Source organism: Micromonospora sp. H33 (assembly GCF_052068455.1).
GTDB lineage: Bacteria > Actinomycetota > Actinomycetes > Mycobacteriales > Micromonosporaceae > Micromonospora.
In genome coordinates this window covers 120,863-142,408 of record NZ_JBQHDE010000009.1, presented here as the reverse complement: position 1 = coordinate 142,408, position 21,546 = coordinate 120,863, and the positions used below count along the sequence as shown (strand labels likewise).

The window sequence follows — 21,546 nt, the reverse complement described above, 5'->3', positions numbered from 1 at the left end:
CACTTCCTTTCACCGCTAAATTCGGTGTCCAAACAAAGGCTCTGAAGTTAGGCGACGGATGTCAAGGCCCCGTGACCAGACCGAGACCATCGGCGGCAGCACCGCGACCTGCGCAATACTGGGCGCTCCCGGCGGGAACGTGAGGAGCCGAGCGATGCGCCCAACCACCGTCGTCAACCTGAAGGGCCACCGGGACGACCCGGCGTACGCCGACGTGGTCTACGTCGGGCGCGCCATGCATCGCGGTGGCTGGCGTCTGCCGACCTCCCCGCTGTCCAGCCCGTTCCGGCCGGGGCGTGACGGGACCCGGGACGAGGTCCTCGACAAGTACCGGGCGTACCTGCTCGGCCGTCCCGAGCTGCTCGCCCTCCGCCCCGACCTGCGCGGGCGCCGGCTCGGCTGCTGGTGTGCGCCGGAACGCTGCCACGCCGAGGTCATCGCGGAACTCGCCGACTCGCCGCCGACGGCGGCGTAGGAGGCCGCGGGAGCTGTCCGGCCGCCAAGATCACCTACCCCGGGGTCGAGGGCACTAGGATCCCGCGACGTGAATCCCGTACGCATTTCCTGGCCACGGGTGCGGAAGTCGACGCCGTCCCGTCCATGCGGATGATCGTCGACCTGGCCGACCTGGACGCGTCCCGCTGGATCCAGCTCACCGGCAACTCCGGGCACGCGTTCCATTCCAACTACGACGACCAGCTCGAGCTGTGGCGTACCGGCCAGACCCTGCCCATGCGCTGGGATCGGACGGCCATCGCGGCCGAGGCGGCGCAGACGCTGACCCTGGAGCCGTGACCGCCGTTGAGGTGAGGGCCGGTGTCGACGGCCCGGCGCGGCGCGCGCCGGGATGTCGACATAGACCCTAGGCCGGTACGGCTCCCGGCCGGCCCGCCTCGACGACCCAGCGCGCGGTGGTCGACGCGGGGGCGTCGGGCGAGTCCACGCCGGCCACCGAACGCTCCTCGACCAACCAGCGCGACCGGTCGACGTCCATCCGCAGCCACCCGTGGGTACGGCCGTTGAAGTAGCGCACCCACGGGTTGAACGCCCGGTTCGACGCCTCCACGATGGGCACCAGCTCGGCCGGGAAGTTCGACGTGATCGAAGTGGCGACGAACTCGGTCGCGACCACCGGCGACGCGGCGTCGTCGAAGTTGAGCTTCAGGTCGCTCACCCAGGTCGAGTGGATGTCGCCGGCCAGCACGATCGGGTTCGGCGCGCCGCTCGCCCGGACGGCGGACAGCAGCCGCGCCCGCTGCGGCGAGTATCCGTCCCACTGGTCGAGGTTCACGGTCGACGCCGGCGGGGGCGTGACGAAGCGGGTGGCGGCCATCATCACCTGTTGGCCGAGCACGTTCCACAGGGCCGGCGACGAGCGCAACCCGTCGACGAGCCAGGCCTCCTGCTCCGGCCCGGTCAGCGTCCCCGTCACGTTGGTGGCGCCCAGCGCCTGGGGGCCGAGGTTGCCCGGAACGTCACCGGGCTGGTCGGTGCGGTGCTGGCGGGTGTCGAGCATGTTCAGCCGCAGCAGGGTGCCGAAGTCGAGCCGGCGGTAGATACGCAGGTTCGGCGAGCCGGGCAGGTACGAGGCCCGGACCGGGGTGTGCTCGTACCACGCCTGGTAGGCGTGCGCCCGCTGGATCGCGAACTCCTGCTGCGCCTGGTAGCGCTGGGCGTACGGCAGGTCGTCCTGCTCGTCGTCCAGGTCGGCGTAGTCGTTCTCGGTCTCGTGGTCGTCCCAGACCGCCACGAACGGGAACGCACGGTGCACCGCCTGCAACTGTGGGTCGGTGCGGTACAGCGCGTGCCGGCTGCGGAAGTCCGCCAGCGTCGACAACTGGTCGGCGCCCGCAGCCGTCCCCGAGGACGGGTTGTGCTGCCGGACCGCTCCGGCCCTCGGGTCGTACTCGTAGATGTAGTCGCCGAGGTGCAGCACCAGATCCAGGTCGTACCCGACCATGTCCCGGTAGGCCGCGTAGTAGCCGTTCTGCCAGTCCTGGCAGTTGGCGATGCCGAACCGCAGACGGGACGCCGGCGATCCGGCCGGCGGCGCGGTGCGGGTCCGGCCGACGTCGCTGAGGTGGCGGCCGGCCCGGAAGCGGTACCAGTAGTCCCGGCCGGGCCGCAGGCCCCGCACGTCGACGTGGACCGAGTGCGCCCACGTGGGCCGGGCGGTCACCGAGCCGGCGCGGACCACGTGACGGAACGACGGGTCGCTCGCGACCTGCCAGCTCACCTGCACCCGACGGCCGCCCATCGAGGTGGCGTCGAACGGATCGCGGACCAGCCGGGTCCAGAGCACGACACCGTCCGGCAGCGGATCACCGCTCGCCACCCCCAGGCCGAACGGGTTCCAGGACAACCCGCCCGCGTACGCCGGATCCGCGCTACCCGCGACGGCCGCGGTCCCGGTCAGGGCCGCGGCCCCGACGAGGAGGCGACGCCGCCCGACACCCCGCTGCTCGACCTGTTCGCCCACGACCCGTCCTCCCTGCCGCACCGTCGAGGTGATCGGACTCGGCACAGTGGAGGTCCGCGTGGAGCGCCGATTGAGGACACATGACGTTCCGGCGAATGATCCCGGCCACCGTACAGCGTCACGACACTACGAGCCTCGGCGTCGACCGACAAGAACCGGCAGTTCACATCGAGGGCACCGGATGGTCCACAGTCATCGGTAGACAGTCCGATGACAACGAGAACCCCCGGAGGTAGAGAGCATGTCGTCAGCCTTCACACGAACCCGACGGGCTGCGGTCCGCGGTGGTGCGCTGGCCACGGTGGCCGCCCTTGCCGCCCTGTCCGGAGCGGCGGCGCCGGCCGCTGCGGGGAACACCACCGACGTACGGTTCGCGACGTTCAACGCCTCGCTCAACCGGGGGGCCACGGGAGCGCTGCGGACCGACCTGTCCACGCCCGGCAACGCGCAGGCCCGCACCATCGCGGAGATCGTCCAACGCACCCGACCGGACGTGCTGCTGATCAACGAGTTCGACTACGACCCGGCCGCAGCGCGGCTGTTCCAGGACAACTACCTGTCGGTCGGCCAGAACGGCGCGGCGCCGATCGCCTACCCGTACCGGTTCATCGCGCCGAGCAACACCGGCGTCGCCTCGGGCTTCGACCTGAACAACGACGGCCGGGTGGTCACCGAGCCCGGAGCGCCCGGATACGGCGACGACGCGCTGGGCTTCGGCGCCTTCCCCGGTCAGTACGGCATGGTCGTCTACTCCCGCCACCCGATCGACCACGACCAGATCCGCACCTTCCAGAACTTCCGGTGGAAGGACATGCCGGGCGCGCTGCTGCCCGACGACCCGGCCACCCCGGCACCCGCCGACTGGTACGCCCCGCAGGAGCTGGCCGCACTCCCGCTCTCCTCCAAGAGCCACTGGGACGTGCCGGTCCGGATCGGACACCGTACCGTCCACTTCCTGGTCAGCCACCCCACGCCGCCGGTCTTCGACGGGCCGGAGGACCGCAACGGGCAGCGCAACTTCGACGAGATCCGGTTCTGGGCCGACTACGTCCGCCCCGGCCAGGGCCGCTACATCTACGACGACGACGGGCACCGGGGCGGGCTGCGTCCCGGGTCGCAGTTCGTGATCGCCGGCGACCTGAACTCCGACCCGTACGATGGCGACAGCATCCCGGGAGCCGCCCAGCAGCTCCTGGACCACCCCCGCGTCAACGCCGACGTCACCCCGTCGAGCACCGGCGCCGCCGAGGCCAGCGCCGTCCAGGGCGGCGCCAACACCGCCCACCGCAGCAACCCCGCGTACGACACCGCCGACTTCGCCGACGTGCCCGGACCGGGCAACCTGCGCGCCGACTACGTCCTGCCCTCGCGCGGCCTGACCGTTCGCGACGGCGGCGTGTTCTGGCCGGTCGCGAGCGACCCGCTGTCGCGGCTCACCGGCACGTTCCCGTTCCCCAGCTCCGACCACCGCCTGGTCTGGCTCGACGTCCGGACCCGCCCCGGGCGCTGACGTCGCTCGGCGAGGCGTCCCGCACACGTTCGTACGCGTGCGGGACGCCTCGTCGGCGGTCGCCGTCGTGCCCGCTCCGGTCCTACAGACGGGGCAGCTCGACAGGCCCTCTGCACACCTGATACGTCCACGTCATCAGCTCCAAAGCGTCCGAGGTGGGCCCCAGGCTGCGGCGGTGTGGGAGGCTGCCCGGCATGGATGGCCTGACGGAACGGGTGCGAGCCTTCGCCGAGGAGCGGGACTGGCAGCCGTTCCACACCCCGAAGAACCTGGCCATGGCACTGGCCGGCGAGGTGGGTGAGCTGCTCGCCGAGTTCCAGTGGCTCACCCCCGAGGAGGCGAGCCGCGTCATGGCGGATCCGGAGGCCGGCGCCCGGGTCCGCGCGGAGATCGGCGACGTCATGATCTATCTGAGCCGGCTCGCCGACGTCCTCGGCATCGACCTGGTAGAGGCGGCGCTGACCAAGCTGGACGAGGCCGCCACGCGCTACCCGGTCGAGCAGGCGAAGGGCTCCGCCGCCAAGCGGTGAGGCCGCGCCGACAGCCGCCGCGCCATGCGCGTCCGGATCAGCTACGACCCCGGCGCTACACCTACGGCCGCAAGCTCAGTGACGCTCCGATCTCCGGCATCGGGCACGAGGGCGGCTACCCCAGCATGACGAAGACCGCCGACTACAAGATCGGGGCGCTCGGGTTGGTCATGTTCTCTTCACGGACCGTTCGGCCCGCCGTCGCGCGTACGCGGGTGCGGCTGGTTTCGATCGACCCGTGACAACCTCCTCGACACGTGTGAAGGCCGCCGCGTTCGCGGCGACCGCGATCGTGCTTCTCTCGACGGGCCCGGCGGTCGCCGCGGACCGGTCCGGCCACGACGGCCCACACCGCGGCGCGCCCTGCGGGCCCGACGCCTCCCTGCTCGGCTTCTCCGATCACCTCGACAAGGCGACGTTCCAGGACACCGCCGTGTCCGGCCTGTCCGCGCTCGCGCTGACCGGCCGGTCCGGCGCGCTGGCGCTCGTGGACAACATCGGCACGACACCGGCCCGGGTGTACGGCCTGGACCTGGCCACGGACCGGCGCGGCGTCTCGGTGGGCGTACGCAGCGTCACGGTGCTGAAGCGACCGGACGGGACGCCGTACACCGGGACCGACTTCGACGGCGAAGGCCTGGCCGCCGAGCGCGGTGGCACCATCCTGGCCAGCTCCGAGTCCGAGCCGTCGATCCGGCGGTTCCGACTCTCCGACGGACGGCAGACGGCCACGTTCGCGGTGCCGACCCGGTTCCGGGTCGCACCGGCCGGCCAGGCCGCGGTGAACCAGACCTTCGAGGCGCTCGCCGCCACGCCCGACCACCGGACCCTCTACGCCGGCATGGAGGGGCCGCTGTCCGCGGACGGCCGCGACAGCCAGGGCCGCGGGTTGCAGCGCATCCTCCGGTACGACGGCCGCGAGGGCGGCGCCTACACCCCGACCAGCCAGTACGCGTACCGCACGGACCCCGGGCTGGGTCTGGTGGAGCTGGTGGCGCTGGGCGGTGACCAGTTGCTCGCCCTGGAGCGCGGCTTCACGGCGGGCGTCGGCAACACCGTACGGGTGTACCGGGTCTCCGCCACCGGCATACCGGACCTGTCCGGTGTGGAATCCCTGGCCACGCTGACCGATCCGCGCGCCTGGCTCGGCAAGCAGCTTCTCGTGGACGTCGTGGGCTGCCCACCGTCCGGCGCCACGGCGAAGCAGCCGCAGCCGAACCCGTTGCTGGACAACATCGAGGGCATGGCCCTCGGTGACCGGCTGCCCGGCGGGCGGCAGCTGCTCTACCTCGTCTCCGACGACAACGCCAACCCGGCGCAGACCACCCGGGTGTACGCGCTGAGCGTCGCGCTGCGGCCGGAGCCGGAACTCACCGACCGGGCGCTGCTGTCCGCCACCGCGTACCAGCCGGGCCCGGTCTCCGGCACCCAGCTCGCGCCGACGCCGGTGAACGGGGTCACGCCGCCGTTCCCGGGCCAGCCCATCCCCGGCTTCTCCGCCGTCATCCCGGCCCGGGCCGGCGACCGCTCCGGCAACCGGCTGCTCGCCATGCCGGACAACGGCTTCGGCGCCAAGAACAACTCGGCCGACTTCCTGCTGCGGGCGTACGACATCGAGCCCCGGTACCGGACGGGCGAGGTGCTCGTACGCGGCTTCCTCAGTTTCCGCGACCCGGACCGGAAGGTGCCCTTCCCGATCGTCAACGACAACACCGCCGACCGGCTGCTGACCGGCGTCGACTTCGACATCGAGTCGCTGGCCCGGGATGCCCGCGGCGACCTGTGGATCGGCGACGAGTTCGGCCCGTACCTGATCCGCACCGACCGGACCGGCAAGGTGCTCCAGGCGCCGATCCCGCTGCCCGACGGGGCCAAGTCGCCGCAGTCACCGGACCTGGCGCCCGGCGAGACGCCGACCGTTCCGGGCAGCCGCGGCTTCGAGGCGATGGCGGCCAGCCGGGACGGGTGGACGCTCTACCCGATCCTCGAAGGGGCGAAGACCGACGACCCCGACCAGCGCCGCCGCGTCGTGTACGAGTTCGACGTACGCGCCAACCGGTACACCGGACGCACCTGGTCGTTCCGGGTGGACGATCCGTCCCTCGTCGTGGGCGACGCGGCGCTGCTCGACGGCCGGCGACTGCTGCTCATCGAGCGGGACAACGCGATGGGCCCGCAGTCGCAGGTGAAGCGCCTGGTGGTCACCGACCTCGACGCCGCGGCGGCGGGCGGGACGCTCCCCCGCCGTACCGCGGTGGACCTGATGCGGATCGCCGATCCCGACGGCGTCTCCACGCCGGCGCGGCCCGGCGAGTACGGCGTCGGACCGCTCTTCTCGTTCCCCCTCCAGTCCGTGGAGTCGGTGCTGCCGCTGGCCGGCGACCGGGTGCTGGTGGCCAACGACAACAACTTCCCCGGTAACGACGGCCGGATCCCCGGCCGGGCGGACGACACCGAGCTGATCGTCCTCGACGTCCCCGGCCTGCGGTAGCCCGACCAATCCTCGTTCGAGGTCAGGGCGTCCTTCACGTCGTACTCATGGGTGAAGGACGCCCTGGTCGGCTTGCCGAGCGGGGCAGCGCGGTTGTCGCGTCGCGTGGCACCATTCGCGTGATCACCCAGCGGTGCTCAGGGCTCGCGGGGCACCGGCTGGGCCAGGGCTTGGAGTTCCGTCGGCAACTGCGCCAACGCGTCCTCGAACTCGTCGTGCCCGACCACACGGTGCAGGGTCTTCAGGACGGCTTCGACACCGCGCTCCGCGAGGTCCTCATCCACCCCGGCGCGCTCCCCCACCCGCCGCAGGAACTCGTCGTACGCGAAGACCTCCTGCTCCTCCGTGCCCTTGACCAGGAGGTCGCGCAGCTCGTACGCGACGTGGTCGGCCAGATCCGCCGCCTCGCCGCCGCTGATCCGCTCCGCGAGGGTGCGCAGGGTGGCCACGGTCAGGGATTGCGCCGTGTCCGACGGTACGCCCGCCCGTGCGGCCACCTTTTCGAAGAACTGCAGCTCAGCCATGCCCCCGTCCTTCCGTCTGGACCGGGGGTGGCTACCCCCGGCTACCGGCCACAAACAGGGGCACGTTCCCCGATCAGGGTCAGCCGGCGGCGGCCCGGCCCATCTCGGCGAGGATCCCGGTGCCCTGACCGAGCTCGATCAGGTAGCCGTCCGGATCTCGCAGGTAGCACCGGATCTCGACACCGTGATCCTTCGGCTCGGTCAGGAACTCCCCACCCCGCGACCGCCACTGCTCGTAGACGGCGCGGACATCGGTGACGCGGACGTTCATCGCGCTGCTCAACGTGGCCGAGTCCGGCGGCGCCTGTGCCCGTACGTCCGGCTTGTCGTCGGTCGGACCGCCCTCGTCGTTGATCACGATGTAGCTGTTGTGGAACCGCAGGATCGCCGGCTGGCGTTCCCGCACCACCGTCGCTCCCAGCACCCGCTGGTAGAACTCCCGTGAACGGTCCACGTCCCGCACGATCAGCAGATGTGTGAGCACCAGCCCGCCCTCGGGCTGGAAGTAGTCCGGCGCCTCGCTCGCCATCCGCCCCTCCCCCGGTCCCATCGGTCGGGCGTACCCGCTTGCGGCCCCGGCACACCCCAGGGGTGGGCGGGCCGGCCGGTCGCCGACATGTGAGGATGCGGCGCATGCGTGCGGTGATCTTCGACGAGTTCGGTGCCCGGCCCGAGGTCCGCGACGTCCCGGACCCGGTGCCGCCGGCCGGGGGCGTGGTCATCCGCGTCGAGGCGACCGGGTTGTGCCGCAGCGACTGGCACGGTTGGCAGGGCCACGATCCGGACATCCGGCTGCCGCACGTCCCCGGGCACGAGTACGCCGGTGTCGTCACCGCGGTCGGCGCCGGCGTACACCGGTGGCGGCCCGGCGACCGGGTCACCGTTCCGTTCGTCTGCGCCTGTGGCCGCTGCCCGGCGTGTCTGGCGGGTGACCAGCAGGTCTGCGAGCGGCAGACACAGCCCGGCTTCACCCACTGGGGCTCGTTCGCGGAGTACGTGGCGGTGCGGAACGCCGACGTCAACCTGGTCCGCCTCCCCGACGAGCTGGACTACCCGGTCGCGGCGGCGCTCGGCTGCCGCTTCGCCACGGCGTTCCGGGCCGTGGTCAGCCAGGGGCGGGTCGCCGCGGGCGAGTGGGTGGCGGTGCACGGCTGCGGCGGAGTGGGGCTCTCCGCGGTGATGATCGCGGCGGCGTGCGGCGCGCAGGTGGTGGCGGTCGACATCGCCCCCGGCGCGCTCGACCTGGCCCGGAGCTGCGGGGCCACGGTCTGCCTGGACGGCAGTGTCCTCACCGGGCCCGGCGCGGTGGCCGCCGCCGTACGGGAGGCGACCGGTGGCGGCGCCCACCTGTCACTCGACGCGTTGGGCAGTCACGCCACCTGCACCGCCTCGATCGAGAGCCTGCGGCGGCGCGGACGGCACGTGCAGGTCGGACTCCTCCCGGTTGCCCAGGGCCGCCCGGCCCTGCCGATGGAGCTGGTGATCGCGTACGAGCTGGAGCTGCTGGGCAGTCACGGCATGGCCGCGCACGCCTACCCGGAGCTGCTCCGGCTGGTCACCGCTGGCGTCCTGCGCCCGGCCGAACTGATCACCCGCACCATCGGCCTCGCCGAGGTGCCCGACGCGCTGGCGACGATGGACCGGCCCACCGCCGGCGGAATGTGCCTCATCAACCCTCGGTGAGATCGCGTCACGCCGTCGTCTCGGACACCGCCGCGCTGACCCGCGGGTCGCGGTCGGCTCCGTCGCCGAGTGCCCGCAGCGCCTCCTGGTAGGCGGGGGCCGTGGTCGGCGGCGACGGGGACGGACACGTGTCGGAGAAACAATCGAGATATTTAAACATGTGCTGGATGACGGGTGCCCGCCCGGTCCGTAGCGTCGGTCGGCAACACCGCGCTGGGGCGTACGTCGGCTCGGGCTGTTCCGGTGGTGGTGGCTCGGCGCCACGTGGCGCCGTGTCGGAACAGCGAAGGGAGCAGCGGTGCCTTCATCTCCCCCCATCTCGCGTGCTCGGCGCACCACCCGGTTGTTGTTTGCCAGCGGTCTTGTCGTGTCGCTGACCTTGGCGGGCACGCCGGGTTGGGCGGCTCCGGAGGAGGGCCAGGCCGCGAAGCCGAACCCCATCTTCCTGACCGGTCCGAACGAGGGCCGGCCGGACAGCATCGCCATGACTTACCTACGGGCGAACGCGGGTCAGCACGGTGTCCGCGCCTCGGACCTGAGCGATCTCGCGGTCGCGTCCAGCTACACCAGCGCTCACAACGGCGTAAGGCATGTGAACCTCTCCCAGCGGTACAAGCAACTGGAGGTGTTCGGGGCCACGGCCACGGTCAACGTCGCCCGGGACGGCAGTGTCATCTTCGTGGGCGACACGTTGGTGTCCGGGCTGTCCGGCGGCGCGCCGGACAAGGTGTCGGTGGACGCCGTCAAGGCGGTGCAGGCGGCGGCGAAGGAACTGAAACTGGCGGCTCCGCATAGCCCGCGGGTCCTCAGCCGTGCCGCCGGTCCCGCGCAACGGACGGTGGTCTCCGGTAGCGGCATCTCCGACCAGCCCATACCGGCGAAGCTGGGGTGGCAGCCCAGCGAGGACGGGTTGCGCCTGGCGTGGCAGTTGGTGATCGACGATTCCACGGATTCCCACCTGTGGAACGCGACGATCGACGCGCAGACCGGTGAGTTGCTCGCCGTCGAGGACTGGACCACGCACGACGAGGTGACCGAGCTGTCCAGCACCCTGGGTCAGCATGTGGCCGGCCGTTCGCAGGTCACCGGTACGGCCGGTTCCCCGAACCCCGTGCAGGACGGATCGAGTTACCAGGTGTTCGGCCTCCCGACCGAGAGCCCGAACGACGGGCCGCGCACCCTGGTGACGAACCCGGCGGACGGGACGGCGTCGCCGCACGGCTGGCACGACACCGACGCCGCCGCGGGCGCCGAGCACACCACGACGCAGGGCAACAACGTCCACGCCTACCAGGACCAGGACAACAACAACACGGCGGACTTCGGCAGCAGCCCGGACGGCGGGGCCGGTCTGAGCTTCAACTTCCCGCTCGACCTCGGTGAGCACGCGCAGAACTACCGGGACGCGGCGACGGCGAACCTCTTCTACTGGAACAACATCGTCCACGACGTCACCCACCGGTACGGCTTCGACGAGGCGTCGGGCAACTTCCAGGCGAACAACTACGATCGCGGTGGCGCGAGCGGGGACTACGTGCGCGCGGAGGCAGCGGACGGCGGCGGCACGAACAACGCGAACTTCTCGACCCCGGCGGTCGACGGCGTGGGCACTCCCCGGATGCAGATGTTCCTGTGGCCCGGCAACCAGTTCGGCAGCCAGAACCAGGTCGTCGTGGACGGCGCGGGCTCCTTCGACGCGTCCTGGTCGCGATTCACCCCGGCGCCGACGGTCGCCGGGCGGTCCGGGCAGTTCGTGTATGGCGGTACCGGCTGCACGACCGCGACGTACCCCGAAGGCCGGCCGGCCACCGGCTGGATCGCGGTGCTCGACGGCGGCACCGCCGCCTGCAGCTACCTGGTACGCGCCCAGGTCGCCGAGTCGCTCGGGGCCGTCGCCGTGGTGATCGCGCACAACGCGGCCGGCGCCGCGCCGGTCCTGACCGGGTCGATGGCCGGCGCACCGGTCACCATCCCGGCGGTCGCCGTGACCCAGGCCGACGGAGCCACCATCAAGGCCGCCATCGCCGACGGAACGGCGACGGGAACCCTTCGGAAGCACCCGAACCACCCCGGCATCCGCGACGGTGACCTCGACGCCGGCGTCGTCATCCACGAGTACGCGCACGGCATCTCCAACCGGCTCACCGGCGGACCGACGATCAACTGCCTGACCGGCGACGAGCGGATGGGCGAGGGCTGGAGCGACTACTTCGCCATCACCATGCTCATGGACCCGAGGTTCGACAGCGCGGACGGCCGGCGCGGCATGGGCCCGTACGTCCTGTTCCAGGACGACCGGAGCGGCAACGGCATCCGGCCGCGGCCGTACTCCCGCAACATGGAGATCCAGCCGTTCACGTACGACAGCATCAAGACCGGCGGCTGGCTGAACGGCACGTCCCTGGCGATGCCGCACGGCGTCGGCCACGGCTGGGCGGCCGTGCTGTGGGACATGACGTGGGACCTCATCGACCGGCACGGGTACAACCCGAACGTCTACGGCTCCTGGAACACCGGCGGCAACAACCTCGCCATGCAGCTGGTCATGGACGGGTTGAAGTTCCAGGGCTGCGGACCGGGCTTCGTCACTGGCCGCAACGCGATCATCGCCGCCGACGCGGCCCTGACCGGCGGCGAGAACGCCTGCACCCTCTGGGCCTCCTTCGCCCGCCGGGGCCTGGGCTACAGCGCGGTGCAGGGCACCACGAACCGCGACGACAACACCGAGGCCTTCGACACCCACCCGTCCTGCCGCGGCACCTTCACCGGCCTGGCGGCACAGCCCGCCCTGAACACCGTCGACGCCGGTGACGCGGTCCCGATGAGGTTCAACCTCGGCACCAACCGGGGCCTGGACATCCTCGCCAGCAACTCCCCCTACTCCCGCCTGGTCGACTGCGACACCCTCCGGACCGTCAACCCGGACGGCAGCATCACCCCCCGGCCCACGCCGGTCGCCGCCCAGACCCCCGGTGGCTCGCAGCTGTCCGTCAACGCCAACGGCCACTACACGTACCCGTGGAAGACCGACCCGGCCTGGGCCGGCACCTGCCGCGAGTTCGTCCTGACCCTCGACAACGGATCCCAGCATCGCGCCTACTTCAGGTTCACCGGCTGACCAGGATGTAGGCGAGCAGTCGGAGTCGGAGGGAGCATCCCACCCGGGGATGCTCCCTCCGTCATCCGCCGGCGAAGGCGGCCACCGGTGCGGACTCAGCGGCGAAGAGTTCAGGCGGGCGTCTCGGACACCGCCTCGATGATGCGCAGGTCGCGCTCGGCTCCGTCGTCGAGCGCCCGCAGCGCCTCCTGGTAGGCGGGGCTGCGGTAGGCGGCAACGGCGGCCTCGACGCTGTCGAACTCGATCAGCGTCGTGCGCTCCACGATCCCGGACTCGAACGCGTGAGCCGGAAGTCCGCGCGCCAGGAACCTGCCGCCCGCGGCGCGCATCGCCGGCCCGGCCAGCTCGACGTAGGCGGCCAGCTTCTTCTCGTCGTTGATGGACCGGAACGTGTTGATCCAGTACGCCTTCGCCATCGTCTCTGTCTCCTGTTCGCTGCCAAGCCGTAGGAGCCTAGCGCGCGGTGGAGCGATGAGGGGTCTTGGCCGGCTATCCCCCCGGACGTTGCCCGGAGGACGACGCCCTTCGTTCGGGTGGTGGCGATCGTGGGCGACATGTGCCCGCCTTCACCGATCACCTTCGGCGTAGCTCGCGGAGGATCTCGACGCACTCTGCGTATGCCCGGTCGTCCGCGTAGCTGGAGTGTCCGAGCGTGGCCGGATAACAGCTGTCCCCTGCCGTCCTGGCGAACGCCGGGTCGATGATTCGTCGGTCGACGTCCTGCTGGGCGCCCGCGGTCCCCTCGGTGGCCCCCGGGTCGCCGCTTGTCCCGACCGGCCTGACGTCGCTCAGGATCCACCCGCCGATCGGGTCGCTGGGCCGGTAGAGGTTGCGCCACGGCCAGCGGGCGCGGGCACGGTCGGTGATGTCCAACGGCCGGCCCATCAGGAGGGCGCCGGTACGGCGCAACGCGGTTGGTCCGAAGTATGCGGGGAAGAAGCGCGCGTAGAGCCGACGCAGCGGGCTGCCGTAGGTGAGCAGGGCAACTCGTGCGCTCTCCGCATAGGTGAGTTGCATGACCACAGCCGCGCCGATGACCGTGCCCTGGGAATGACACGACAGCAGGACCTGACCGCCGCAGGTACAGCCGAGGTACGCGATGCGCCGGACCAGATCCGGGACCGCCCGCTCGGCGTAGCAGGGGGGCGCGAGTGGATGCGTGGCGCGCGGCCAGAACGTGCCGACGTCCCACAGAACGCCGACGGTCCGGCGGAACCGCGGGTTGCGGTACGCCTGGCGCCCGACGTAGAGGAGGCCGGCCGCGAATCCACCGACGAGCAGGTCGCCGATGTTGACCGCCAACCGCGCCCGCGCGTCGGCGTAGATCCAGTTCCGGTCGACGAGATAGCCGACCACGCCGCCTGCGGTCAGGGCGGCGAGCAGGACGACGAACACGCCACTGACCCGTCCACCCACGTCGCTCATGGTTGCGCGGGACCAGGCGGCGGCGATCTGGCGCGCACGTCGCAGGGTCTCCGCGTGCTCCGGCACGTCGGGCGCCTGGAGAGCCTCCGCGACCCTCTCCGGCTGGTAGGCGCGGGCAACGTGGTCACACAGCATCCGGTCGGTGCCGCGCCGCACGAGCCACAGCGCGACACCCGCCAGCAGTAGCGCCGTCGCGGCCACCGGGACCGCCATCGCCGCTCCCCAGAAGTACACCAGCGGGACGACGATCGTGTCGGCGGCCCGATCGGTCGGCCCCGGCTTGCCCACGACATGGGCCACCGCCAGGGCCAGGCCGGCGGCGAAGGCGCCGGCGAGCACCACAGCGAACATCATCAGCGCGGGCGCCGCGAGCCCGAACCACACCGGTGACTGTTCGGCCGCCGAGCTCGCGCGCCTTGTCCGGGCACTCTGCGTCAGCAGGAGGACCAGCATGGCCAGCAGTAGAACGAGCTGCGCGGCAACCAGCACCTGAACCGCTCCCGTGAGCCACGGCAGCTGCGAACGTGCGTCGCCCGGCACGCGCACCGGTGTGTTGACGCCGGGCTGCCAGACCACCGCCCCGCCGAGAACGGTCACGGCCAGGGCCAGCCACGGCAGGAGCGTGTAGAGGTCCCGCCGGCCAGCGTGTTCACCGCCCTTGCCCGGCAAGGGGCGGTCGTTTCGCAGGCAGACCAGCACCGCGGTCAGGCCGAGCAGGCCCAGCGCCAGCCCGAACAGGACCATCGCGGCCCCAGCGGCCGCCCCCGGCTGCACTGCGCGAAGGCTCCGGCCCTGACCGGCGAAGGGTGCGAGCAGGAAGACGCCGACCAGCGCGAAGCCGGCCGCCACGTGGGCGGCACGTAGCCGGCGCACCTGGCTCTCGCCGTTCCACATCCGGCGGTCCTCCAAGGGCGTCCGGTCCTGCTCCTCCGAGGCGGCCGGCGGCACGTTCGCTGCTTCCAGCTCCCGCCAGGTCTTGTTCGCCAGCCACCACAGCAAACCCACCACGGCCAGTGGCAGCGCGGCGGTCACGGCGATGCGCCGCCCGGGCAGGTCGAGCCACGACCAGGAGAGGAAGCCCAACCACGAGACCCGGTCCGTGCAGTCGCGCGCTTGGCGCACACACTGCCATCCGAAGAAGTCCATGGAGACCAGGACGACGGCCAGGACGAGGGTGACCGTTATCGACAGCGCGAACAGCCGCAGCAGCACCTCCGCCGTACGCCGGGCACCCCGGCGCCCGTCGTCGGCGCCCGTCGGCGGCAGAGCGAAGAAGGCCACATTCACCAGCAGGAACGGTGTGAGCAGCAACCACAGCGCCCGCTGCCCGCTGCCCGCGGTCAACCCGCCCCAGGAGTACGCCTCGAGGCGCTCGTCCGCCGTATCGGTGGAGGTCTGCTTCGCTTCCCACTGCCGGCGGTAGAAGCCCGCTTCGGCGTCTCCCGCCACGCGCACCACGTGCGGGTGTGCCAGCATGCGCTCCGGCGGGGTTCCGGACACTCCGTGAACGCGCAGCTCGGTCCAGCCGCCGCCGTCCCGGTTCACGTAGCCGCCCACGTTCCACCTCCGGCGCTACCGCAACTCATGCCCTCTCTAACGGACGACGCCGCAACCGGCAGTCACTCAGCGGACACCAATCGCGAACCGTGTCGCGGGTGAAAGGTCCGCCGCAAGAGCGCTGAGCGCGCCGACGGCCCTTCAGCCGAGGGCGAGGCGTCCCTCCTCGTCGTACCGGAGGCGGCCGCCGGTCAGGGCGACGTGCAGGCCGTACCGGAGCAGCTTGTCGATCTTGTCGGTGCGCCGCCGGTAGCCGAGGCGCTCCAGCCCGGCGCGCAGCAGCCGCTCCTCGTCCATTCCCGGTACGCCCTGCAGCACGTGCACGAAGGCGTTCGCCACCTCCTCGGGCGGCACCTCCTCGAACGCCCGGTCGTTGCTCGCCTGAATGATCCGGTACGCGCGGTACGTCTGCGGGTCGGTCCCGTCGGGCCAGGCGTACCGGCCCACGGTGGGGTGGGCGTACAGCCGTCGGGAGTCGACGAGTGCGAGCACGGCGGTGCGGCGGTCCTCGCGCGTCCGGAGGAAGCCGAACCGGGCGAGGGCCAGGCGGGCGAGACGGTGCTGCTCGATCGGCCCCTCCGCCTCGATGATCTCGCGGAGTGCGGTCCGCATGATCCCGCGCACCCGCTGGTCGGTGGCGAGCAGGTCGAGGTCGGCCTGATCGCCGAGCGGTGTCGGGACGTACGGGACGAAGGGGCTCACCGTGACGGCGTCGGACGCTGTCACCGGCGCGACGACCACCGGGCGCGGCGCGGACGGAGCGGCGATCCCGGTCACGGGCGCCGGCGTCGTGGCGGTCCCGGGCTCGTCGTCCGCCGCGGGGCGCGGCTGCGGCAACTCGGTGTCCACTGTGGGATACGGCTGCGGGAGTTCGACCTCCGCCGCGGCCCGGGGCTGCGGCGGGTCGACCTCGCCGCGCGGCGCGACGACCTCCGATGGCTCGGGCTCGGGTTCGACGGTCGCGGGTGCCTCGGCCCGGGCGATCGCCTCGTCGACCCGGTCGAGGAGCGCGGACCTGTCGTGGAGCCACGCCGGCAGCCAGAACCGCACCACCTCCGGCCAGCCCATGATCGTGCGGAGCAGCGCGGGCGCCGAGTCCCGGTCGGCGACGGTGGGGCGGGCGCTCCAGTCGGGGCCGTCGAGCATGACGGCCACCTGCCACCGCGGTGACCCGGGTGCGCGTACGGCGATGTCCACGGTGAAGTCGGAGAGGCCGTGCGAGGTGCGGACCTCGTGGCCGCGGTCCCGCAGCGCCGCGGCGACCTCGTCGCGGATCCGGCTGCGCCGCTCGGTGCGGTCGGTGGCGAGGTCGCCCAGGCGGTCGGCGCCGGCGGCGGCCATCTCGCAGTACGCGCGCAGGTGCTGGGTGCCCACGGCGGAGGTGCGGGACAGGTCGATGTCCGACGGGTCGAAGGACGAGTACAGCACGACCTGCCGTCGGGCCCGGGTGATGGCCACGTTGAGCCGCCGCTCGCCACCGGCCTGGCTGAGCGGGCCGAAGTTCAGCGGGAGCTGGCCGGTCTCCGGGTTGGTGGAGAAGGCCAGGGAGAACAGGACGACGTCCCGCTCGTCGCCCTGCACGTTCTCCAGGTTCTTGACGAAGATCGGCTCCGCGACCGCGCCGGACAGGTGCTCCCGGATGAGCGGGTCGGTGCTGTCCTCCAGCAGGTTGAGGATGAGGTCCCGCTGCTGGATGTTGAAGGTGACCACACCGATGGACTGCCCGGCGGTGGCCGGGTCGTGCAGCCGGCGGGTGATGTCCGCGAGGATCGCCCGCGCCTCGACCTCGTTGGTCCGCGAGCCGCCCCGGTCGTACTGGCCGTCGACGCGGCGCCAGGTGATGCCGGCCGAGCCGCTGGCGCCGGGCGACGGGAGGCTGGAGAGCTTGTTGTCGTAGTAGTAGCGGTTGGAGAAGGCGATGAGCGACTCGTCGTGGCTGCGGTAGTGCCACGACAGCCACCGCTGCGGCAGTCCCGACTCGACCGCCTCGCTGAGGATGCTCTCCAGGTCCTCCGGCACCGGGCCGTTGTCGTCCTCGACCTCGTCGGTCGTGTGGCTGGCCTGCATGATGCTGGTCGGCGGCATCTGCCGGGAGTCGCCGACGACCACCACGGCGCTGCCCCGACCCATCGCGCCGATGGCTTCGGCGACGCGGATCTGCGACGCCTCGTCGAAGATGACCAGGTCGAACCGCTGACCGCCGGGGGCCAGGAAGTTCGCCGCCGAGGCGGGGCTGACCAGGACGCAGGGCGTCAACGCCAGCACCGCGTCCGGGTACTGCTCGAACAGCTCCCGGAAGGACCTGCCGCCCCGCTTCCGGCGCAGTTCGGCGGCGAAGTCGGCGAAGCGGCCGCGCCGGTCGGTGGGGCTGAACGGGCGGCGGCGCACCAGCACCGACGGCAACTGCGTCGGCAGCGCGGACCGCAGTTCACCGGCGGCGGCCTCGAACTGGGCGATCTCGTCGTCGTGCAGCTCCGGGTCGAAGTACTGCAGGCCACCGGCGCGTACCCGCTCGGCGAGGGACGCCGCCGCGACTCCCCGCCGGTAGACCTCCTCGGCGAGCTGCCCGGTCACCTCGGCGCGAAGCAGCTGGTCCCGGTACTCGGTCAGGCCGGCCGAGGTGAGCACGTCGGCGTGGGTCAGGACGGTCGCCCACCGGCGCAGCGGGAACAGCTCCTCCGCCCGCAGCTCGTGCAGCCAGGCCGCGCCGTCCCGCTGCCAGGCGTCCACCCAGTGCGCGCCGCCGGCCCACAACGCCAGCTCCGGCGTCGCCGAGCGCAGCACCCCGCGCCAGGCCCGCCACCGGGAGGCGACCCGGTCGAGTAGGGCGGCGTCGACCTCGGTGACTCCGCGCTGGAACAGCTCCCAGGCCTGCGGGTGCCGGGCCAGGAGCGTCCGGCCGGCCCGGGTCGCCTCGACCGCCTCGGCCAGCCGCTCCGGCGCGTCGGGGTCGGTCGGCTGCCACGCCGGCAGCCGCAGCCCGCCCAGCGCCACCGTCTGCTGGTGGAGCGCGGCGGCCTGCGCCTGGGCGGCGACCAGGCGACCGGTGGCCACCTCCACCCGGTCGACGTCGAGCGTCGCGCCGGCGACCAGGTGCACCGCCAGCCGGTCCACGACGGCCTGCCGGCGCTTGCGCTTGCCGAACAGCTTTCCCGCCGCCTCCTGAGCCTCGGCGTGCCAGGCGGTCAGCTCCGCACGGGCGAACACGTCCGGCCGGAAGGTGGCGAGCTCACCGGCGAAGCCCTGACGGAAGGCCGCCAGCTCCGCCTGGAGCCGGGCCATCGCCTCGTCCCACCGCCGGTCGCCGGCGCGCAGGGTCGTCTCCCGGTCCGGCAGCATCCCGCGTACGGCGAGCCAGGCGCCCGCCTGCAGCTCGCTGACGGTCTCCGGGGCGGGCAGTGTCCGCAGCAGCCCGACCAGGTGGGGGTGGGCGGCGAGGTCGGCCCGGAGTCGTTCCAGCTCTTCGGCGATCTCGGTGACGGCGGCACCGTGCAGCCCGTCGAGGGTACGGCACCCGCTGAGCGCCCACGGGTGCGCGGCCCGGACGCGCGCCGAGCGGGCGGCGGCCGGGAACTCCCGCAGCGTCGTCTCGACGTGGGCGCGTACCTCGGCGGGAGCGTGCAGGTAGCTCAGCGGGACGGGGGCGACCGGGCCGTCCCCGTACGCGAGGACCTGCTCGTAGGCCGACCAGAGCGACATCCCGACGGGGTTGGCGGAATGGACCTGCGTCGGGTACTCCACCAGCGGCGCGAGGCGCGTCCGGTAGGCCGTCTCGACGGCCGTCCACGTGCCGTCGCTGCCATGGTCGTACTGGTCGAGGGCGTCGCGGAGCTGTTGGCGGATCGCGTTGAGGGACTGCTTGCGCCCGTGCAGGTCGAGGGCGAACGGCCCGAGGCCGATCTGCTTCAGGCGGCGCTTCACGACTTCGAGGGCGGCCTGCTTCTCGGCGACGAACAGCACCGACCGGCCGGCGGTGACCGCCCGGGCGATCATGTTGGTGATGGTCTGCGACTTGCCGGTGCCGGGCGGTCCTTCCAGGACGAACGACTGGCCGCGCTCGGCCATCACGATCGCCTGCATCTGGGAGCCGTCGGCGGGGATCGGCAGGTGCAGTTCCGCCTCGTCGACGAGGAGTTCGGCATCGGGGCGGGCCGGGTCGTCGAAGGTGGCGCCCGAGGATTCGACGAGGTGCCGCACGACGGGGTTCGCCATGAACCGGGGCCAGTGGTCGGTGAGGTCCCGCCACATCTGAAAGGTGGAGAACTGCAGCAGCCGCAGGCTGGCGGTCTCGTCGATGCGGTAGTTCAGCCGGTTGTCGACCAGCCCGGTGTTGACGGCGGCGAGCGTCTTGGCGATGTCGATGCCGTGCTCGTCGAGGACCGGCTGCTCCAGCTCGGGGATGCGGACGCCGTGCTTGACCCGCAGCCACTCGACCAGGCAGTGGTTGGGGCTGGCGACCTCGGTGCCGTCGATGACCATCGCGTACGGGCGGCGGCCGGTGCCGCCCTCGATGCGCACCGGCAGGAGGAACAGCGGGGCGTACGCCTCTCCCCCGGTCGTCTTGGTGTGCACCAGCGTGCCGATGGTCAGGTAGAGGTAGTTGCTGCCGGTCTCCTGCTCCATCGTGCGCGCCTCGCGCTGCAACGCCCGCATGACGGTCTTGTAGCGGGCCTCGGTGACGGCGCCGTAGACGCGGCGGTCGGTCCGCAGCTCGCGGGTCAGGATCTCGGCGTCGAGGTCCTGCGCCCGGCGCGCACCGGCCAGCTCGTGGACGTGGCTGATGTCGTCCTGCGGGATGACCTGCACCTGGCGGCCCTCGTGGATGAGGTCGTCGAGCAGGGCGAGGGCGCCGGCCGGCACGTGCAGGTCCAGGCCACGGCCCCGCTTGGGCAGGTTGAGCAGCGGGTTGCGCAGGCTCAGGTCGAGCAGGGACTTCCGCCACTGCTGGATGCGCGCCGGCGAGCCGTCGGCCTGCTGCGGCACCTCGTCGCCCTCGTCGGCGAGCTGGCGCAGCTTGGCCGCCGCGACACCGGGCGGAAGGTCGAGGGACGCGGCGGCGTCGGGCGCGGCCTCGGCGTCGACCGGCGCCGGCGTGACCAGCTCGTCGGTCGACGGCAGCGGCCGGATGCCGGAGCGGTGGGCCAGGTGGACGTCGACGACGCCCTGCAGGCGCTGGCCCTCGCCGCGGAAGTGGCCGAGCCCGACCCGTACCGCCTCGGTAAAGGTGGCGGACTGGGCACCCGGCCCGATACGGGTCAGCTCGACCGGCACCGCCCGGCCCGAGTCGACCATCGAGATCAGCAGGTTCGTCTCCGTCACGGCGGCGGAGCCGAGCCGCTCCTCCTCCAGCAGGAAGCCGCCGAAGGCGTGCCCCTCGCTGATGAAGACGAGCGGGTGCAGCCCGGCCGCCTCCAGGCACGCCGCGTACGTGACGGAGAGGTCGAGGCAGTTGCCGAGCCGCCCGTGCAGCACGGCGGCCGTCGTCCGGACCTTCTGGCCGCTGTTCTCGAACGACGCCGGCAGCGTCTGGTAGGTGATCTCGAGCTGGCGCAGCGCCTCGTACACGGCGCCGGCGATCAGCGCCGCCCGCTCCGAGCCGTCCTGGTAGCCCTGAAGCGAGCCGGACCCGGTCCGCGCGAGCAGGATCTGCGCCGCCGCCCGCAGGACCGCCTCCACCGCCCGCGTGTTCGGCTGCACGAAGGCCGCCAGGCTGTCGTAGAGGGCGGGGCTGTTGAACCACTCGTTGTGCGCCAGCACCGACGACGGGGCGACCAGCCTTAGCGCCTTTTCGTGTGCCTGGACGGTGAGGCGGTAGTCGACCGGGAACGCCTCGTCGGTGCGGTACAGCAGCGCGCGATCCGGCGTGACGTCCCGGAAGTCGTCCCAGCCGGTGCTCGCCCCGGGCCGCAACGGCGCGGCGAGGGTACGCGTCCACGGCTCGGTCAACGGGCCGTCGGGGCCGAGCAGCTCCAGCGTCAGCGTCACGTCCGCCAGCGGTTCCGTACCGCGGTTGACCAGCGTGAGGTGGCGGACCAACGGCACCCGGTTGTGCACCAGGGCGGCATTGATCGCCGGCTGCACGAGCAGTGCGACGGCGAGCTGGTCGTCGTCGGCGGTGAACTCCGCGAAGACGCTGTCGGACATGGGCGTTGCTCCAGGTGGCGAGGCCAGGAAGGGCCAGCCTAACGGTCATCCGACCGGTGGACGGGGCCCCGGCCGTACGCCGATC

General features: G+C 72.2%; 13 protein-coding genes. 7 read left to right on the top strand and 6 right to left on the bottom strand.

All coding sequences use genetic code 11. The annotated features are described in order from the left end of the window. The first annotated feature begins 154 nt into the window (after positions 1–154). Together ACTMS0_RS20340 and ACTMS0_RS20335 are read left to right on the top strand one after the other, a co-directional pair. Positions 155–475 carry a DUF4326 domain-containing protein gene (locus tag ACTMS0_RS20340; RefSeq protein WP_441156811.1) on the top strand — a complete coding sequence of 107 codons (321 nt, stop codon included), beginning with the start codon at positions 155–157 and terminating at the stop codon, positions 473–475. Further along, positions 406–795 carry a penicillin acylase family protein gene (locus ACTMS0_RS20335; protein ID WP_441156810.1) on the top strand — a complete coding sequence of 130 codons (390 nt, stop codon included), beginning with the start codon at positions 406–408 and terminating at the stop codon, positions 793–795. Before ACTMS0_RS20340 ends, ACTMS0_RS20335 begins: the two co-directional genes overlap by 70 nt. 67 nt (positions 796–862) lie before the next feature. Here the strand turns inward: ACTMS0_RS20335 and ACTMS0_RS20330 are convergent, their stop codons facing one another. Next, positions 863–2,479, bottom strand: a complete 1,617-nt coding sequence (locus tag ACTMS0_RS20330; RefSeq protein ID WP_441156809.1) for an alkaline phosphatase D family protein — start codon at positions 2,477–2,479, stop codon at positions 863–865. A gap of 241 nt (positions 2,480–2,720) precedes the next feature. Here ACTMS0_RS20330 and ACTMS0_RS20325 point away from each other — a divergent pair, with 241 nt between their 5' ends. From ACTMS0_RS20325 to ACTMS0_RS20315, 3 genes are all read left to right on the top strand, one after another. Continuing rightward, positions 2,721–3,989, top strand: a complete 1,269-nt coding sequence (locus ACTMS0_RS20325; RefSeq protein ID WP_441156808.1) for an endonuclease/exonuclease/phosphatase family protein — start codon at positions 2,721–2,723, stop codon at positions 3,987–3,989. Positions 3,990–4,183: 194 nt separating this feature from the next. Continuing rightward, positions 4,184–4,519 (top strand): nucleotide pyrophosphohydrolase, encoded by a 336-nt coding sequence (locus ACTMS0_RS20320; RefSeq protein WP_441156807.1) that lies wholly within the window; start codon positions 4,184–4,186, stop codon positions 4,517–4,519. Positions 4,520–4,757: 238 nt separating this feature from the next. Beyond that, complete coding sequence (locus ACTMS0_RS20315; RefSeq protein WP_441156806.1) at positions 4,758–7,010, top strand: esterase-like activity of phytase family protein; 2,253 nt, start codon at positions 4,758–4,760, stop codon at positions 7,008–7,010. 137 nt (positions 7,011–7,147) lie between these two features. Here ACTMS0_RS20315 and ACTMS0_RS20310 read toward each other — a convergent pair whose 3' ends face one another. Together ACTMS0_RS20310 and ACTMS0_RS20305 are read right to left on the bottom strand one after the other, a co-directional pair. Next, entirely contained in the window at positions 7,148–7,534 is a 387-nt protein-coding gene (locus ACTMS0_RS20310; RefSeq protein WP_441156805.1) for a DUF2267 domain-containing protein, read from the bottom strand. A 79-nt stretch (positions 7,535–7,613) separates the two neighbouring features. Beyond that, positions 7,614–8,063 (bottom strand): VOC family protein, encoded by a 450-nt coding sequence (locus ACTMS0_RS20305; protein ID WP_441156804.1) that lies wholly within the window; start codon positions 8,061–8,063, stop codon positions 7,614–7,616. Positions 8,064–8,167: 104 nt separating this feature from the next. Between ACTMS0_RS20305 and ACTMS0_RS20300 the strand changes: the two genes are divergently transcribed. Both ACTMS0_RS20300 and ACTMS0_RS20295 read left to right on the top strand, forming a co-directional pair. Then, positions 8,168–9,217: a zinc-dependent alcohol dehydrogenase family protein gene (locus ACTMS0_RS20300; protein WP_441156803.1), complete on the top strand. Its 1,050-nt coding sequence runs from the start codon at positions 8,168–8,170 to the stop codon at positions 9,215–9,217. Between the two features lie 367 nt (positions 9,218–9,584). Continuing rightward, the gene (locus ACTMS0_RS20295) at positions 9,585–12,335 is read left to right on the top strand and encodes a M36 family metallopeptidase (RefSeq protein ID WP_441156802.1); all 2,751 of its coding nucleotides are present in this window, start codon (positions 9,585–9,587) and stop codon (positions 12,333–12,335) included. 110 nt (positions 12,336–12,445) lie between these two features. Here the strand turns inward: ACTMS0_RS20295 and ACTMS0_RS20290 are convergent, their stop codons facing one another. From ACTMS0_RS20290 to ACTMS0_RS20280, 3 genes are all read right to left on the bottom strand, one after another. After that, positions 12,446–12,751 carry a DUF1330 domain-containing protein gene (locus ACTMS0_RS20290; protein WP_441156801.1) on the bottom strand — a complete coding sequence of 102 codons (306 nt, stop codon included), beginning with the start codon at positions 12,749–12,751 and terminating at the stop codon, positions 12,446–12,448. A 157-nt stretch (positions 12,752–12,908) separates the two neighbouring features. Then, positions 12,909–15,317 carry a hypothetical protein gene (locus tag ACTMS0_RS20285; protein WP_441156800.1) on the bottom strand — a complete coding sequence of 803 codons (2,409 nt, stop codon included), beginning with the start codon at positions 15,315–15,317 and terminating at the stop codon, positions 12,909–12,911. A 141-nt stretch (positions 15,318–15,458) separates the two neighbouring features. Beyond that, a complete protein-coding gene (locus tag ACTMS0_RS20280; RefSeq protein ID WP_441156799.1) occupies positions 15,459–21,461 on the bottom strand; it encodes a DUF4011 domain-containing protein in 6,003 nt (2,000 codons plus the stop codon). Positions 21,462–21,546 lie beyond the last annotated feature (85 nt).

What these genes read in the sequence shown, in the direction of transcription:
- ACTMS0_RS20340 (WP_441156811.1), top strand. Translation starts at nt 155, where the DNA reads ATGCGCCCAACCACCGTCGTCAACCTGAAGGGCCACCGGGACGACCCG.
- ACTMS0_RS20325 (WP_441156808.1), top strand. Translation starts at nt 2,721, where the DNA reads ATGTCGTCAGCCTTCACACGAACCCGACGGGCTGCGGTCCGCGGTGGT.
- ACTMS0_RS20320 (WP_441156807.1), top strand. Translation starts at nt 4,184, where the DNA reads ATGGATGGCCTGACGGAACGGGTGCGAGCCTTCGCCGAGGAGCGGGAC.
- ACTMS0_RS20310 (WP_441156805.1), bottom strand. Translation starts at nt 7,534, where the DNA reads ATGGCTGAGCTGCAGTTCTTCGAAAAGGTGGCCGCACGGGCGGGCGTA.
- ACTMS0_RS20305 (WP_441156804.1), bottom strand. Translation starts at nt 8,063, where the DNA reads ATGGCGAGCGAGGCGCCGGACTACTTCCAGCCCGAGGGCGGGCTGGTG.
- ACTMS0_RS20300 (WP_441156803.1), top strand. Translation starts at nt 8,168, where the DNA reads ATGCGTGCGGTGATCTTCGACGAGTTCGGTGCCCGGCCCGAGGTCCGC.
- ACTMS0_RS20290 (WP_441156801.1), bottom strand. Translation starts at nt 12,751, where the DNA reads ATGGCGAAGGCGTACTGGATCAACACGTTCCGGTCCATCAACGACGAG.
- ACTMS0_RS20280 (WP_441156799.1), bottom strand. Translation starts at nt 21,461, where the DNA reads ATGTCCGACAGCGTCTTCGCGGAGTTCACCGCCGACGACGACCAGCTC.